This window comes from Mesorhizobium sp. P160927, assembly GCF_057766385.1.
The window spans coordinates 4,947,433-4,961,242 of sequence record NZ_JBYMDW010000001.1 but is presented as its reverse complement, the minus strand read 5'-3'; the positions used below and the strand labels follow the sequence as shown (position 1 = coordinate 4,961,242).

Annotated in this window: 13 protein-coding genes; 12 read left to right on the top strand and 1 reads right to left on the bottom strand. The window is 63.8% G+C overall.

The features are described 5' to 3' along the window. The first annotated feature begins 2 nt into the window (after positions 1-2). From AC3CB8_RS24115 to AC3CB8_RS24080, 8 genes are all read left to right on the top strand, one after another. On the top strand, positions 3-1,052 hold the full coding sequence (locus AC3CB8_RS24115) for an ADP-ribosylglycohydrolase family protein (RefSeq protein WP_352563806.1): 1,050 nt from the start codon (positions 3-5) through the stop codon (positions 1,050-1,052). After that, positions 1,049-2,026 (top strand): PfkB family carbohydrate kinase, encoded by a 978-nt coding sequence (locus AC3CB8_RS24110; RefSeq protein WP_352563807.1) that lies wholly within the window; start codon positions 1,049-1,051, stop codon positions 2,024-2,026. Before AC3CB8_RS24115 ends, AC3CB8_RS24110 begins: the two co-directional genes overlap by 4 nt. A 39-nt stretch (positions 2,027-2,065) precedes the next feature. Next, positions 2,066-3,127, top strand: a complete 1,062-nt coding sequence (locus tag AC3CB8_RS24105; protein ID WP_023782796.1) for an ABC transporter substrate-binding protein — start codon at positions 2,066-2,068, stop codon at positions 3,125-3,127. Positions 3,128-3,194: 67 nt separating this feature from the next. After that, complete coding sequence (locus tag AC3CB8_RS24100; RefSeq protein WP_023769523.1) at positions 3,195-4,064, top strand: ABC transporter permease; 870 nt, start codon at positions 3,195-3,197, stop codon at positions 4,062-4,064. Next, positions 4,064-4,852, top strand: coding sequence for an ABC transporter permease (locus tag AC3CB8_RS24095; RefSeq protein WP_031240750.1), 789 nt, complete (start codon positions 4,064-4,066; stop codon positions 4,850-4,852). Before AC3CB8_RS24100 ends, AC3CB8_RS24095 begins: the two co-directional genes overlap by 1 nt. Beyond that, positions 4,852-5,919, top strand: coding sequence for an ABC transporter ATP-binding protein (locus tag AC3CB8_RS24090; protein ID WP_352563808.1), 1,068 nt, complete (start codon positions 4,852-4,854; stop codon positions 5,917-5,919). The genes AC3CB8_RS24095 and AC3CB8_RS24090 overlap by 1 nt, the downstream gene beginning before the upstream one ends. A gap of 77 nt (positions 5,920-5,996) precedes the next feature. After that, positions 5,997-7,247 (top strand): aconitase X, encoded by a 1,251-nt coding sequence (locus AC3CB8_RS24085; protein ID WP_023769526.1) that lies wholly within the window; start codon positions 5,997-5,999, stop codon positions 7,245-7,247. After that, positions 7,244-7,690 carry an aconitase X swivel domain-containing protein gene (locus AC3CB8_RS24080; protein ID WP_023782793.1) on the top strand — a complete coding sequence of 149 codons (447 nt, stop codon included), beginning with the start codon at positions 7,244-7,246 and terminating at the stop codon, positions 7,688-7,690. Before AC3CB8_RS24085 ends, AC3CB8_RS24080 begins: the two co-directional genes overlap by 4 nt. A 135-nt stretch (positions 7,691-7,825) precedes the next feature. Here the strand turns inward: AC3CB8_RS24080 and AC3CB8_RS24075 are convergent, their stop codons facing one another. Continuing rightward, positions 7,826-8,854, bottom strand: a complete 1,029-nt coding sequence (locus AC3CB8_RS24075; RefSeq protein ID WP_023769528.1) for a LacI family DNA-binding transcriptional regulator — start codon at positions 8,852-8,854, stop codon at positions 7,826-7,828. Positions 8,855-9,209: 355 nt separating this feature from the next. Here AC3CB8_RS24075 and AC3CB8_RS24070 point away from each other — a divergent pair, with 355 nt between their 5' ends. The 4 genes from AC3CB8_RS24070 to AC3CB8_RS24055 all read left to right on the top strand — a co-directional run bounded on the left by AC3CB8_RS24070 (position 9,210) and on the right by AC3CB8_RS24055 (position 13,810). Continuing rightward, positions 9,210-10,823, top strand: coding sequence for an extracellular solute-binding protein (locus AC3CB8_RS24070; RefSeq protein WP_352563809.1), 1,614 nt, complete (start codon positions 9,210-9,212; stop codon positions 10,821-10,823). An 82-nt stretch (positions 10,824-10,905) separates the two neighbouring features. Next, complete coding sequence (locus AC3CB8_RS24065; RefSeq protein WP_352563810.1) at positions 10,906-11,766, top strand: carbohydrate ABC transporter permease; 861 nt, start codon at positions 10,906-10,908, stop codon at positions 11,764-11,766. Continuing rightward, positions 11,763-12,722, top strand: a complete 960-nt coding sequence (locus AC3CB8_RS24060) for a carbohydrate ABC transporter permease (RefSeq protein WP_023782789.1) — start codon at positions 11,763-11,765, stop codon at positions 12,720-12,722. Before AC3CB8_RS24065 ends, AC3CB8_RS24060 begins: the two co-directional genes overlap by 4 nt. Beyond that, positions 12,719-13,810: an ABC transporter ATP-binding protein gene (locus AC3CB8_RS24055; RefSeq protein ID WP_352563811.1), complete on the top strand. Its 1,092-nt coding sequence runs from the start codon at positions 12,719-12,721 to the stop codon at positions 13,808-13,810. Before AC3CB8_RS24060 ends, AC3CB8_RS24055 begins: the two co-directional genes overlap by 4 nt.

The window sequence follows — 13,810 nt, the reverse complement described above, 5'->3', positions numbered from 1 at the left end:
CGATGCCGGACTACGAGTTTGAGATGGATCGCGCCATGGGCGCGCTTGTCGGCGGAGCGCTTGGCGACGCGCTCGGCATGCCGACGCAGCTTCTGTCACCGGCCCGCATCGCCGAACTCTACGGCCGTGTCGAGGATTTCATCGCCCCCTTCGCCGGTCATCCGGTATCGAAGGGGCTGCTGGCCGGCACCGTCACCGACGATACCGAACAGGCATTGCTGCTTGGCCGCATTCTCGTGGAATCGGGCGAGCGCTTCGACCATGCGCGCTGGGTGAACGCGCTGCTCGACTGGGAGCGTGAGGTCAAGGCGCGTGGCAGCTACGACCTCCTGGGGCCGTCGACCAAGCGCGCGATCGACGCCATCAACAACGGCGTGCCGGCGGAAGAGGCGGGGCGTAGCGGCGACACCAACGGCGCCGCCATGCGTATCGCGCCGGTCGGCATCATGATGCCGCTGGAGCCGCTGGACGCGTTCGTCTCCAAGGTGGCCGAGACCTGCCAGGCAACGCACAACACGTCGATCGCGATCGCCTCCGCCGCAGCGGTCGCAGCCGCCGTCAGCCGTGGCGTTGCCGGTGGTGACTGGTACGCGGCGTCCGACAGCGCGGTCGCGGCGGCGCAGCGAGGGGCAACACTTGGAAATTGGGTGACCGGCGGAGACATCGCCGCGCGCATCGTCTGGGCGCAGGCGCTGGTACGCGGCAAGGCGAAGAGGGACGCGATCCGGCTGATTACCGATCTGGTCGGCACCGGCGTCGCCAGTCAGGAATCGGTTCCAGCCGCGTTTGCCGTGCTGGAAGTCGCCGGCGGCGACCCATGGCAAGCGGCTGTCATAAGCGCCAATCTTGGCGGCGACACCGACACGATCGGCGCCATCGCCGCCGGCATTGCTGGCGCCTGTGCCGGCTTTTCGCGCCTGCCGCAGCATCGTGTCACGAGCCTCGGGGGCATCGACATGGCGCAAGTACGGGCGCTGGCCGCCGATCTTGTCGCGGCGCGAATGTCGGGCGGTCGCGTCGGCAAGGCCGGTTCCGGCAAGGATGCGGCATGAGCGCGCGTCTCGTCCATGTCGGCAGCGCGGTGGTCGACTATGTCTACCGCATCGACGTCCTGCCAGCGCCCGGCACCGAGAAGACGGCGTCGGACTATGCGCAGGTCGCTGGCGGCGGCTTCAACATGATGGTTGCCGCGACCCGTACTGGTATGAAGGTGGTGTTTGGCGGCCAGCTCGGCAGCGGTCCGAATGGCGACTTCCTGCGCGCCGCCTTCGCCGCCGAGGGCATCCAGACGCTGACGCTGCCTTCGCCTCTGATGGACAGCGGCAATTGCGTCGCCATGATATCGAGCGACGCCGAACGCACCTTCGTCTCGTGGCCAGGCGCGGAGAGCGTTCTCAGCCTCGACCTGATGGCGCCGGTGGTGATCGGGCCGGATGACTGGGTGTTCACGTCAGGCTACACGCTCAGTTATCCCGGCAGCCACGATGCGCTGACCGGTTGGATCGAGGCGCTGCCGGCGGACATTCCCTTCGTCTTCGATCCGACGCCGGTCATAGCGGACATTCCACGTGCCATTCTCGACCGTGTGCTTGCCCGCACGACTTGGCTGAGCTGCAACACGACAGAGGCGGCCGAGATTGCCGGCCAGGGCGATGTCGAGGCGCTCGCGGCGCGACTTCTTGCCGAGCATTGCCCGCAGGCTGCCGGTGTCGTGATCCGCTCCGCCGCCAAGGGCTGCCATGTCGGGCTGGCCGACGGTTCGGCGCAAACCATCGCCGGTTTCAAGGTTGTCGCGATCGATACCAATGGCGCTGGGGACACGCACATCGGCGCCTTCGTCAGCGCGTTGGCGCGTGGCGTGCCTCCCTTCGAGGCGGCGGCCTATGCCAACGCGGCGGCCGCCATTTCGGTGACGCGCCACGGCGGCTCATCGGCACCGACCGACGCGGAAATCCAGACTTTCCTGAGCCAGGCCGTTTCTACCGGCGTGCCAGGCCAGACACAGAAGGCCCATCAGACAGCCTGACAAGCCCGGGAAGCGGGCAAACCCAGAGAGGAACGAACCATGCGCATGCCTGACTTGACTGCTCTCTTGACGGCGACCGCCGTCTTCACCTCCGCACTCGCTTTTGCCGCTAAGGCCGACGAGGTGCATGTGCTCAACTGGAAAGGCTATGGCGCTGACGAGCCGTGGGCCATTGCCGCTTTCGAGAAGGCGACCGGCAACAAGGTCGTCAACGACTTCTTCAATTCCGAACAGGAAATGCTGACCAAGATCCGGACCAATCCTGGCCTCTATGACGTCGTCATGATCAATGCCGCCTTCAACGATCAGGCAATGGCCGAGAAGCTGATCCAGCCAATCGATACCTCCAAGCTGCCGAACTATGCCGACATCAGCAAGGACAAGGCGGGATCGCCGATGCTCGACCATGACGGCAAGGTCTACGGCGTGCCGTGGGTGTGGGGCTTGACGGCGCTCGCCATCAACGAAAAATCCTTCGACAAGCCGCCGACGTCGATCGCCGAAATGTGGGACCCCGCGCACAAGGGCCGTGTCGTCATCCGCGACGACGCCGTCGAGGCGGTGCAATTCGGCGCCATCGCCACCGGCCAGAACATCAACGACATCAAGGATATGGATGCGGTCAAGACGAAGCTCACCTCGCTAATGCCGCAGATCAAGACCTTCTGGAGCTCGGAGAACGACTGGAACCAGATGGTCGCCTCCAACCAGATCGACATTGGCACCTATTGGAGCGGCTCGGCCGACCGCGCCAAGACGCATTTCAAGCTGCCGGTTTCGCTGGTCATCCCGCAGGAGGGCGCCGTCGCCTGGCTCGACGCCTTCTCCATTCCGGCCGGCTCGAAGAATGTTGCCGGTGCCGAGGCCTTCATCAACTACATGATCGATCCGAAATTCTATGTCGAGTGGGTCACCAAGGTCGGCGCGCCGGTGTCAGCCAACATCAAGGCGGTGGAAGCGCTTCCCGAGGATGCCTTCAACCGCAAGGTCATGGGCGATCCCGCGGTGGCCAAGCGTATCCAGTTCCAGGCGCCGATCACCGACGCGCAGCGCGAAGCCTATCTGGCACTTTGGCAACAGCTCAAGGTCGATGTGAAGTAGAGACACGCGTCAAGACCAGCCGGCGGTTCGCGCCGGCTGGTCCTCAATCCTGGGGAGGTGGGGTAGCATGGCGGCACAGGGCGCGGTCGCGGCGCGCGGCGGGCTGAGATCGGCTTTGCCGCTTTTGGCGCCGGCCTATCTCTGGCTGACGGTGGCGATCTTCCTGCCGCTCTCGGCCATGGTCTTTTTCTCCTTCATGACCGACCTGCCGCTGACGGCAAAGCCGTGGGCGTTCACGCTGGGCAATTACGCCGCCTTCTTCTCCCAGAGCCTCTATTTGACGCTGCTGCTGGCTTCGCTCCGCCTCGGCCTCGAAGTGACGTTGTGGTGCGTCGTCATCGGCTATCCTGCCGCCTATGTGTTGGCCAAGGTGCTGAAGGGCCGCAGCCGCGAGGCGATCTTCCTGCTGGTTATCCTGCCGTTCTGGTCGAACGGGCTGGTGCGCATCTTCTCCTGGGCGATGGTGCTGCGCGAGGGCGGCATTCTCGACACGGCCCTCAACGCCGTGCTGCCGTTCAAGATCAACATCGATCTGATGTATTCCTATCCAGCTGTCATCATCGGGCTGGTGCACTCCTACGTGCCCTATATGGTGCTGACCTGCTACCTCACGCTGCAGGCCATCGACGACTCGCTGATCGAAGCCGGGCGCTCGCTCGGCGCCTCGCGGCTGCAGGTCTTGAAGCGGGTCATCATCCCGCTGTCGCTACCGGGTTTGGTGGCGGGCGCGGCGCTCATCTTCGTGCCGGTGGTCGGTTCGTTCATGGAGCCACGCATTCTCGGCGGGCGCACCGGCACCTTCTACGGCACTGTCATCGAGGACCAGTTCGTCGCTGTCTTCAACTGGCCGCTAGGCGCGGCACTGTCCTTCATCCTGCTGGCCGTCGTGCTGGTCATTCTGGCGCTGGCGGCACCGGTGCTGCGGAGGGCCGCGTGATGATGACGACGCGCATTCTCGAATGGCTCGGCCGGATTTACATCGGGTTTCTGCTCGCCTTCCTCTATCTGCCGATTATCATCATGGCGCTGATGTCGTTCAACGTCTCGCCCTTCTACCAGCTGCCGTTCGAGTGGACGACCGAGTGGTACGCGTCGCTGTGGCAGAACGACCAATTGATCGCGGCCACCTGGAACAGTCTCGAGATCGCCGTCATCACCACCATCATCAGCTTGGTGCTCGGCTCGGCGGCTTCACTGGCGCTTTACCGTTATGAATTCCGCGGCAAGAAACTGCTGCAGGCGCTGCTGTTCCCGCCGATCGCCATTCCGTGGCTCATCACCGGTACGGCGATGCTGATCTTCTTCTTCGGCGTCGGCATCGGGCGCGGCCTGTTCGCCATCCTGCTCGGTCATGTCGCGCTGGCGCTGCCCTATGTCATCGTCGTTGTCTCGGCGCGGCTGCAGACCTTCGCGCCGGAGCTGGAAGAGGCGGCGCGCTCGCTCGGCGCCAACCAATGGCAAGTAACGATGCGCGTCACGCTGCCCTGGATCATGCCGGGTGTCATTGCCGGCGGGCTCTTCGCCTTCGCCGTCTCGTTCGATCAGTTTGTCGTGTCTTATTTCCTGGCGACGCCGGGCCAGACGACGCTGCCGGTCGAAATCTACGCCGCGATCCGCAAGGGCTTTACGCCCGAGATCAACGCGGTCTCGACGATCATCATTGTCGTGTCGATGGCGCTGATGCTGCTCACGGCGCGTTTCTTCAAATTCGGCGGAGAGAAATAATGGCCGGCGTCAAGGTATCGAACGTCTCGCGCAGCTTCGGCGCCCACAAGGCGCTGGACGATGTGTCCATCGATTTCGCCGATGGCGGTTTTTACGCGCTGCTCGGTCCATCGGGCAGCGGCAAGACCACGCTGCTGAGGCAGATCGCCGGCTTCGACTTTCCCGATTCGGGCAGCATCGCCATCGGCGGCGAGAGCGTCGAGCGGGTGCCGGTCGAAAAACGGCGCATCGGTATGGTGTTCCAGAACTACGCGCTGTTTCCAAATATGAGCGTTGCCGACAATGTCGCCTTCGGCCTGTCGGTGCGCGGCGAGGCGAAGGTGGTGATCGCCACGGAAGTGCAGCGCGCGCTGGACCTCGTGCAACTTGGTAAGCTCGGCGCTCGCCGTCCGCACCAGCTCTCCGGCGGCCAGCGCCAGCGCGTCGCGCTCGCCCGCGCAATCGTCACCAAGCCGCGCGTGCTTTTGCTGGACGAGCCGCTCGGCGCGCTCGACAAGGCGCTGCGCGTCGACATGCAGATCGAATTGAAGCGCATCCAGCGCGAGATCGGCATCACCACCATCTTCGTCACCCACGACCAGGAAGAAGCGCTGACGATGAGCGACCGCATCGGCATATTGCGTGATGGCAGGCTGGTGCAGGAAGGCCCGCCGGAAGAGATCTACGACCGGCCGAAGAGCGAATTCGCCGCCACCTTTCTTGGCGACGCTAACATCTTTCGCGGCGATGCCACCGGCAGCGGCATCCGCCTGCCGGACGGCACGGCGATTGCCGCCCGCGTCGGCGACAGGCTTGCCGCCGGCGCCAAGGCGAGCTGCGCCGTGCGGCCGGAACGCATCCGGATTGCCACCGATGCCGGAGCCGCGGACGGCGATGCGAACACGCTCAAGGGTCAGGTTTCCAAGCGCATCTTCGCCGGCAACAACAGCACGTATTTTGTCGAGCGCGCGGGTCAGACGCTGAAGGTCATCGTCCAGAATACTGGCGCCGACAGGCTGGTGGAAGGTCAGGATGTCGAGCTGCGCTGGTCGCCGGAGAGCACAGTGCTGATTGCGGCGGCGGGCTGATCCTCGTTTCGGCTCTTGCCAGACCGCTGACAATGAGGAACGCATAGCCGGGCGCAAGTTAAGCCCGGAGCATCTTGATGACGCTTGACCTGACGGCCCGCGACCGATCCATGCTCGACGGCGAGCAGGGGCCGTCCGCTGCCGCCGCTATGAAGATACTGCTTGCCTTTTCCAACGCGATTGGCGCCGGTGGCCTGCTTGATGTCACCGGCGCCCATATCGACGGCTGCCTCTATCACGGCAAGGCAGGGCTCGATTTCGTCGAACGGCTGGTCGAGGGAAGCGGACGTGTCCGGGTGCCGACGACGCTCAATGTCGGCTCGTTCGACCTCATCCATCCCGGCATGGTCAAGATGCCCGCGGCTGAAGAAATGCCGGCGCGGCGGTTGATGAAGGCGCATCTGGAGCTTGGCTGCCAGGCGACCTTCACCTGTGCACCCTATCAGACGCGGTTTCGGCCTGAATTCGGGCAGCAGATCGCCTGGGGCGAATCCAATGCCATCGTTTTCGCCAATTCGGTGATCGGTGCGCGCACCAACCGCTACGGCGATTTCATCGATCTGTGCTGTGCCATGACCGGGCGCGCACCGGCCTGGGGCCTGCATCTCAGCGAGAACCGGCGCGGCCGCATCCTGTTCGAACTGGATGTTGCCGACGGGGAGCCGAGCGACAGCCTGTTCGTCGGCGTCGGGCTGATCATCGGGCAAGCGAGCGGCGATCTCGTTCCGGTCATATCGGGCCTGCCGCAGCCACGCGACGAGGACCAGCTGAAGGCGCTTGGCGCGGCAGCAGCGACGACGGGCGCGGTGGCGCTGTTCCACGCGGTTGGCATCACGCCGGAGGCGGGAACGCTCGACGAGGCGTTCCGTGGTCAAGCGCCGGAAGAGACGATCCGCATCAGTCGTGCCGATGTCGATCAAGCGCTGGCCAGGCTGTCGCGCGTGCCTGACGGGACGCCGCTGGCGGCGGTTTCGCTGGGCACTCCGCATTTCTCGCATGCGGAATGGATGCGCCTGCTGCCGTTGCTGCGCGCGGTCGCGCCGGGCAGGGGCATCCCGATCTATGTCAATACGGGTCGCGCGACGCTGACGCGATTGCAGGAGGAGGGCGCGCTTGATGGCACGCAGGCGTTCGGCCTGATCCCCGTTGCCGACACCTGTACCTATGTCACTACCATTCTGGAGCGGCTCGACGGCGTGGTGATGACCAATTCCGGCAAATGGGCGCACTATGCTCCGGGCAATATTGGCGTGACGGTGGCCTTCGCCGAGATGCGCGATTGCATCCGTTCAGCGGCGGTCGGGCATGTCGTGCGGGGCGCAGCATGAGCGAAGCGGTGGAGACAGAAATCATCGTTCGATCCGGCACATTCCAATTGGCCGGTGCCGCCGAGGGAGAGGCGCTGGTGTTTTCGCAATCGCTCAGTTTCTGGGGCGGCATCGATGCCGAGACGGGAGATATCATCGATCACTCACATCCTGGCCTCGGTAAGAATGTCGCCGGCAAGATACTGATCATGCCGAGCGGGCGAGGGTCCTCGTCTTCTTCCTCTGTCTTGGCCGAGGCAATCCGCAGGGGCACCGCGCCCACCGCCATTCTTCTGGAACGGCCGGACCCGATCCTTGCCGTTGGCGCCATCGTCGCCGAGTTCCTCTACGGGATCAGCATGCCCCTGGTGGTCTGCGAGATTGGGGGCATTGCTTCCGGCGAGCGGATTGCGATCGATGTTGGTGGTGCCGTCGGGGCGGTTGTCCGCAAGGTCAAGAAATGAGCACGCGCTGATAGGTGAGCGCGCCTCGAGGTCGCGCCAACCTACCGGCCGATCAGGCGTGTCATTACCAGATGATTCAACGGACACGCCTAAATCCTTGTTTTTGTGGGTGCCGAGCCAAGTGCTGCGCGCGCCTCAAATCTCCGGGATGTTCTCCTTGAAGATCACCTGCAGCCTCGGCTGGTGCAATTCATAGGGGAGGCCCCGGACGGCGTGGGTCAGGATGTTGAGCGCCTCGCGGGCTTCGACGCGCGGGTTCTGGTCGATGACGGCGTCGAGCGTGCCGTCGAGCAGCAGTTCCTTGGTGCCGTCCGTCGCCTCGTGGCCGAGGAAAACCATGGATTGCGCACGGCCGCGTTCCTTCAGCGCGCGCGCGATGCCGGTGTTACCGGCGCCGACATTGTAGATCGCGGCAAGGTCGGGGTGGCGTTCCAGAAGGGCTGACGCCTCCGAATAGGCCTTTTCGCGGTCGTCGAGCATTTCGCGCATCTCGACGATCTCCAGATTGGGCGATTCCTCGGTCAATATGTGCCGGAAGCCCATCTCGCGTTCCTCGTGGCCGCGATAGGACAGCGAGCCTGCAAACAGCGCCACCTTGCCGGGGCTGCCTGAGCCCATGAAACGGTTGAGCAGATACCCGGCCAGCCGCCCGGCGGCGCGGTTGTCGATGCCGATATAGGCAACCCTTGGCACATGCAGGATGTCGGAGGCGATGGTCACCACCTTGACGTCGTTGGCCGATAGCGAGCGGATCGCCTCGCGCACCGTCGGATGGTCGAGCGCGATGACACCAACGCCTTGCGTCTGGCCGCGCAAATCCTGCAGCAGGCGGGCGAGCCGGTCGGGATTGAAGCCCTCTATGGTGGCGATATGGACGTCGAGATCGGGGCGCGCCAGGGCTTGTGCCTCGATGTGGCGGTGCAACATCTTGATAAAGGAATTGGTGCCGGCCGGCAGCGCGAAGTCGAGCCGGATGACCTCGCCGGGCACGGGCCTGGGCCGCGCCCCGTTCGGACCTTCGGCGATGTAGCCGAGCCGCTGCGCCATATCGAGCACGATCTCGCGCGTGCGCGCCCGCACGCCGGGGCGATTGTTGAGCACGCGGTCGACTGTAGCCGCGGAGACGCCGGCTTCCCGGGCTATGTCCGTCAGGGTGGAACGCACCGTCTCATCTCCTCAATGATCAGGGATGACGCGGTCCCGGCTGGCGACCTGCTGGCGCCAACGCCCCGCTATCCGCGATTCTGATGGGAAATGATGTATCCGGCCTTGGCCGATGCGCAAGCCGCCAGGGTAAATCAACTTGTCCGCCGCGATCGTGTCGGAAAGGGAGATCACATTTCCCATCAAATCGGCGCATGTGAAGCGGTCTATGAACCTTGGCACGACGCATTTCCTCGCCTCTATGAGTTGTTGTGATGTGTTTTGATTATTAATGATGTTGACAGCCTTCCTATCCTGCCGTCAATATCCCTCATGGGCTCGTGGAGGAAACATGGAGCCTGAGGGAGGAATTCCAATGTCTGATCTGATCCGCATCTCGCGACGCCGGTTGCTGGCGTCCGGAGGAAAGGCGGCGGTGTTCGTGGCCGCTGCAGGTATCGCTCCGCAATTCATTCGTCCCGGCCGCGCCTTCGCGGCCGATGCGCTCGCGCCTGGCATGATCGGCGGCCCGACGGGCTTCGATGGAGCCGAACGTTATCAATACGGTCCCGACACACCGGAGGGCCGCGCGGTCGAGGGCGCCAAGGCTTTGAAGGGCGCCGGCAAGGCGCCGGCCAAGATCGTGCTTGGCCTATCGGACGGCTCGATCGGCCAGCTCACCCAGCCTTTTCCGGCCGGCGCGCCGTCGATCAAGGAGCTGTGGGAAAAGGAAACAGGGATCCCGATCGAGATCGTCGGTCTGCCGAACGGCCAGGAATTCACCAAAACCATGCAGGACATCTCCACCAAGGGTGGGGCCTACGACATCTATTCGACCGAGTGGAATCGCCTTGGCGATCTCGCCGAGACCGGCGGTATCGCCAAGCTCGACGACTTCGTCGCCCAGTACAAACCCGAATGGGACGATCCCAAGACCGGCTATGTCGACGGCGCCAAGGGCGTATCGCTGCTCAACAAATATCGCGGCTCTAACTATGGCGTGTCGTTGGACGGCGACTTCCAGACCTGGGTCTACCGTACCGACCTGTTCGGTGACGAAGCCGAGAAGAAGGCGTTCAAGGACAAATACGGCTACGATCTGGCGCCGCCGAAAACCTGGAAGCAACACGGCGATATCGCCGCCTTCTTCCAGCGTCCGGACAAAGGCCTGTTCGGCTCCACCGACCTGCGCAACCAGGGCTGGGGCTACACCAACTGGTATCAGCGCTACGTGTCGATGGCCTCGCCCAACCAGTTCCTGTTCGGCGACGACGGCAAGCCGCTGATCAATTCCGAGCACGGCATTGCCGCCACAAACGAATATGTCGGATCGCTGGTCCATCATTCGCCCGACGCGATCTCGTGGGGCTGGCCGGAGCAGTACGGCAATTTCGCCAAGGGCGGCGCGGCGATGACCTGTGCGTTCTCCAACCTGCCGAAATTCCTCGACAATGCCGGCAACAAGGATTCCAAGGTCACCGGCAAGATCGGCACGATGCTGCCGCCCGGCCGCGAGATCGACGGCAAACTGATCAGCCGCTCGGTGTTGTGGTTCTCACTGACCGGCATGGTCTCGTCGCAGTCGAAAAACCAGGAGGTCGCCTATCTCCTGCTGCAGTGGCTAGGCTCGGCTCGTATCTACGCCTGGATGAGCGCCAACCCCGGCGGCTATCTCGATCCGTTCCGGCTTTCGGATTTTTCCGATCCGCTGGTGCGCCAGACCTATCACGCCTACCACATGGACGTGGTGCGCGAGACGGTCGCCCGCACGGTGCCGACCATCAACTATCCCGGCGCCACCGCCTTCCACAACGCGCTGGACGAAAACCTGATGGCCTCGCTGACCAAGGCCAAGACATCGGAGCAGGCGATGGCCGACACGGAAGCCGAGTGGAAGAAGATCGCCCGGCGCATTGGCGAGGACAAATTTCTCGAAGCCATCAGGACCAACAAGGAGGCATGGCCGACGGTTCTTGATCCGATCAGCTGATCCATCTCCCTGGATCAAAGCCGGAGGGGAGGAGCATCTGCTCTTCCCCTCCGCAACCGACGCCACCAGCAAAAGCAGCCAGATGAAGCGTTCCGTCCCCTTCGAGATATTCCGCTACGCCGCGATCCTCGCGGCGATGGCTGTTACGCTGGTGCCGATCCTGTGGATGGTGTCGATGGCCTTCAAGCCGATCGCCGAATGGTCGGCGACGGGTGCGGACCTGACATGGTGGCCGAAGAACCCGACGCTCAGCAACTTCCGCTTCGTGTTCGGCGAATCCACCAACAGCCTGATCGTGGCGCTCGACCGCACCGCGCTGAAGCCGATCCTGTCGTCGCTTCTGTCGGCGGTGTTCGGCACCGCGATCGCCATGTCGGCCGGCACAGCCGCCGCCTATGGCCTGTCGCGCTTCGGCTCCGGCCAGAACCTGCCGCTGGCGCTGATCCAGCTCAGGCTGTTTCCACCGATGGCGGTCATGATCCCTGTGATGATCATGTGGGCCTTCCTCAACTTCACCGACAGCTGGTGGGGGCTGGCGCTGATCTACGGCATCGTCACGCTGCCGTTTGCCTTCTGGCTGATGAAGACCTTCTTCGACGACATGCCGCGCGAGATCGAGGAAGCCGCCTTGGTCGAGGGTTGCTCGCGGCTGCGCGTCTTCACCCGCATCACCTTGCCTATGATGCGCGCGCCGCTGGCAAGTGCTGCGCTGTTCGTCTTCATCCTCAACTGGTCGGACTATCTGATCGCGTTGCTGCTCACGACACGCGAATGGGTGACGATCCCCGTCTACATGGCCTCGCTGTCGTCCTCGATGACCGGGCAGCTCTATGGCGCCAAGGCAGCGCTCGGGCTCATTGCCGCCGTGCCGCCGGTCGTCATGGGCATCGCCATCCAGCGCCATCTGGTGCGCGGGCTCACCTTTGGGGCGCTCAAGCAATGAGCGCTGTGGTTGCGACGACTTCGGAGGGTGAGATGGACGCGGCCCGCGCAAAGCCGGCGCTGCGCGACGAAGGCATGCGGCTTGGCTTTCGCCTGACCTTGCCGGCGCAAATCCTGGTGCTGTTCATCTCGGCCTTTCCGCTCTTGATGCAGCTCTACATCAGCGTCACCGACTGGTCGCCACTCTCGGGCCTCGGCTGGTGGAATGCCTGGGAGATGTGGAACAGTTTCGCCAACTACGCCGACCTTGCCGCCGACGCGCGCTTCTGGAGTGCGCTGAAGCGCACGGTTATCGTCATGGTCGTCTGCGTGCCGGCCGAATTCTTGTTAGGCTTGGCGCTGGCGACGCTGTTCGCCGACGACTTTCCCGGCAAGCGCATCTTCTATTCGGTCCTGCTGATGCCGATGATGGTGGTGCCGGCGGTGGCCGGCTACATGTTCTTCATGCTGTTCCAGTCGGGCGGCCCGGTGAACGACATTCTGTCGGCAATCACGGGCACGCAAGTCACCATTGCCTGGCTTTCGGACCCGACGCTGGCGCTGATCGCGGTGATGATCGCCGACATCTGGCAATGGACGCCGTTGATGTTCCTGATCCTGCTCGCCGGCCTGGTCGGTGTGCCGGAGGACCAGATCAAGGCGGCAACGCTGCTCGGCGCCAATCCCTGGCAGCGCTTTACCACCATCGTGCTGCCGAAGATGAAGACGATCATCATCATCGCGCTGGCGATAAGGGTGATCGAAAACTTCAAGATCTTCGACACGCTGTACATCATGACCGGCGGCGGCCCCGGCGTCGCCACCGAGACGATCTCCGTCTATATCTACAAGGTCACCACGCAGGATCTGATCTGGGGCTATGTGGCGGCTATCGCGCTGGCCATTCTGGTCGTGCTCTCCATCGTCGCCGTGTTCGCCATGAAGCGTATGGCACGGGCAAGGCAGGTGGCGGAATGAGCACGATCCAGCTCAAGCACCTCACCAAGACATTCGGCGACTTCACGGCGCTGAAGACCATGGACCTCGATATCGCCGATGGCGAGTTCATGGCTTTGCTCGGGCCTTCAGGCTGCGGCAAGTCGACGACGATGAACATGATTGCCGGAATGGAAGAGCCGACCAGCGGCAAGATCCTGTTTGGCGAGCGCGACATGGCCGGTGTGCCGATGGGCCGGCGTGGCGTTGGCTTCGTGTTCCAGAACTACGCGATCTTCACCCATTTGACGGTGCGCCAGAACCTAGCCTACGGGCCAAGGATGCGTGGCGCCGCCACGGCCGAGATCGATCGTCGCGTCGGCACGATCGCCGAGCTGCTGCAACTGACGCCGCTGCTCGACCGCAAGGCCGACCGGCTGTCGGTCAACATCCTGCAGCGCGTGGCGATCGGCCGCTCGGCAATCATGGAGCCGGCGATCTTCCTCCTCGACGAGCCGCTATCCAATGTCGACGCGGCCTTCCGCGCGGTGATGCGCACCGAGCTGAAACAGCTGCAGCGCCAATTCAAGCAGACCATGGTTTACGTCACGCACGACCAGCTCGAAGCCATGACCATGTCCGACCGTATCGCCGTCATGGATCACGGCGTGCTGCAGCAAGTGGGCACGCCGCTCGAGGTCTACAACAATCCGGCCAATGTCTTCGTTGCCCGCTTTATCGGCGCGCCGGGCATGAACCTGCTCAAGGGCCGACCTGCGGAGAGTGACCGGGGTCTGGTCGTCGATCTCGGGGCGCTTGGCATTACGCCGCCATTACCGGATGCGCTGGCCGCCGTCTTGCGTGGCGCACGCGGCGAGGTGCTCTACGGCTTTCGGCCGGAACAGGTGGCCCTGGCGGAGAATGGACGCGGGCTGGCCATGCCGGTCACTTTCGTCGAGCGCATCGGCGCGCGCACCATCGTTCACCTCGGCAAGGGCGACGGCGCCGTGAAAGCGGTCTTCGACAATGATGTCGGACTGTCGATAGGGCAAACCGCGGTCGTCGCACCCGCAGCGTCGTCAGTGCGGGTCTTCGACGCCGTTAGCGGCCTTGCGATGAGGGCGGGTTGA

Coding starts and splice junctions, on each gene's coding strand:
- AC3CB8_RS24115 (WP_352563806.1), top strand. CDS start 3: ATGCCGGACTACGAGTTTGAGATGGATCGCGCCATGGGCGCGCTTGTC.
- AC3CB8_RS24110 (WP_352563807.1), top strand. CDS start 1,049: ATGAGCGCGCGTCTCGTCCATGTCGGCAGCGCGGTGGTCGACTATGTC.
- AC3CB8_RS24105 (WP_023782796.1), top strand. CDS start 2,066: ATGCGCATGCCTGACTTGACTGCTCTCTTGACGGCGACCGCCGTCTTC.
- AC3CB8_RS24100 (WP_023769523.1), top strand. CDS start 3,195: ATGGCGGCACAGGGCGCGGTCGCGGCGCGCGGCGGGCTGAGATCGGCT.
- AC3CB8_RS24095 (WP_031240750.1), top strand. CDS start 4,064: ATGATGACGACGCGCATTCTCGAATGGCTCGGCCGGATTTACATCGGG.
- AC3CB8_RS24090 (WP_352563808.1), top strand. CDS start 4,852: ATGGCCGGCGTCAAGGTATCGAACGTCTCGCGCAGCTTCGGCGCCCAC.
- AC3CB8_RS24085 (WP_023769526.1), top strand. CDS start 5,997: ATGACGCTTGACCTGACGGCCCGCGACCGATCCATGCTCGACGGCGAG.
- AC3CB8_RS24080 (WP_023782793.1), top strand. CDS start 7,244: ATGAGCGAAGCGGTGGAGACAGAAATCATCGTTCGATCCGGCACATTC.
- AC3CB8_RS24070 (WP_352563809.1), top strand. CDS start 9,210: ATGTCTGATCTGATCCGCATCTCGCGACGCCGGTTGCTGGCGTCCGGA.
- AC3CB8_RS24065 (WP_352563810.1), top strand. CDS start 10,906: ATGAAGCGTTCCGTCCCCTTCGAGATATTCCGCTACGCCGCGATCCTC.
- AC3CB8_RS24060 (WP_023782789.1), top strand. CDS start 11,763: ATGAGCGCTGTGGTTGCGACGACTTCGGAGGGTGAGATGGACGCGGCC.
- AC3CB8_RS24055 (WP_352563811.1), top strand. CDS start 12,719: ATGAGCACGATCCAGCTCAAGCACCTCACCAAGACATTCGGCGACTTC.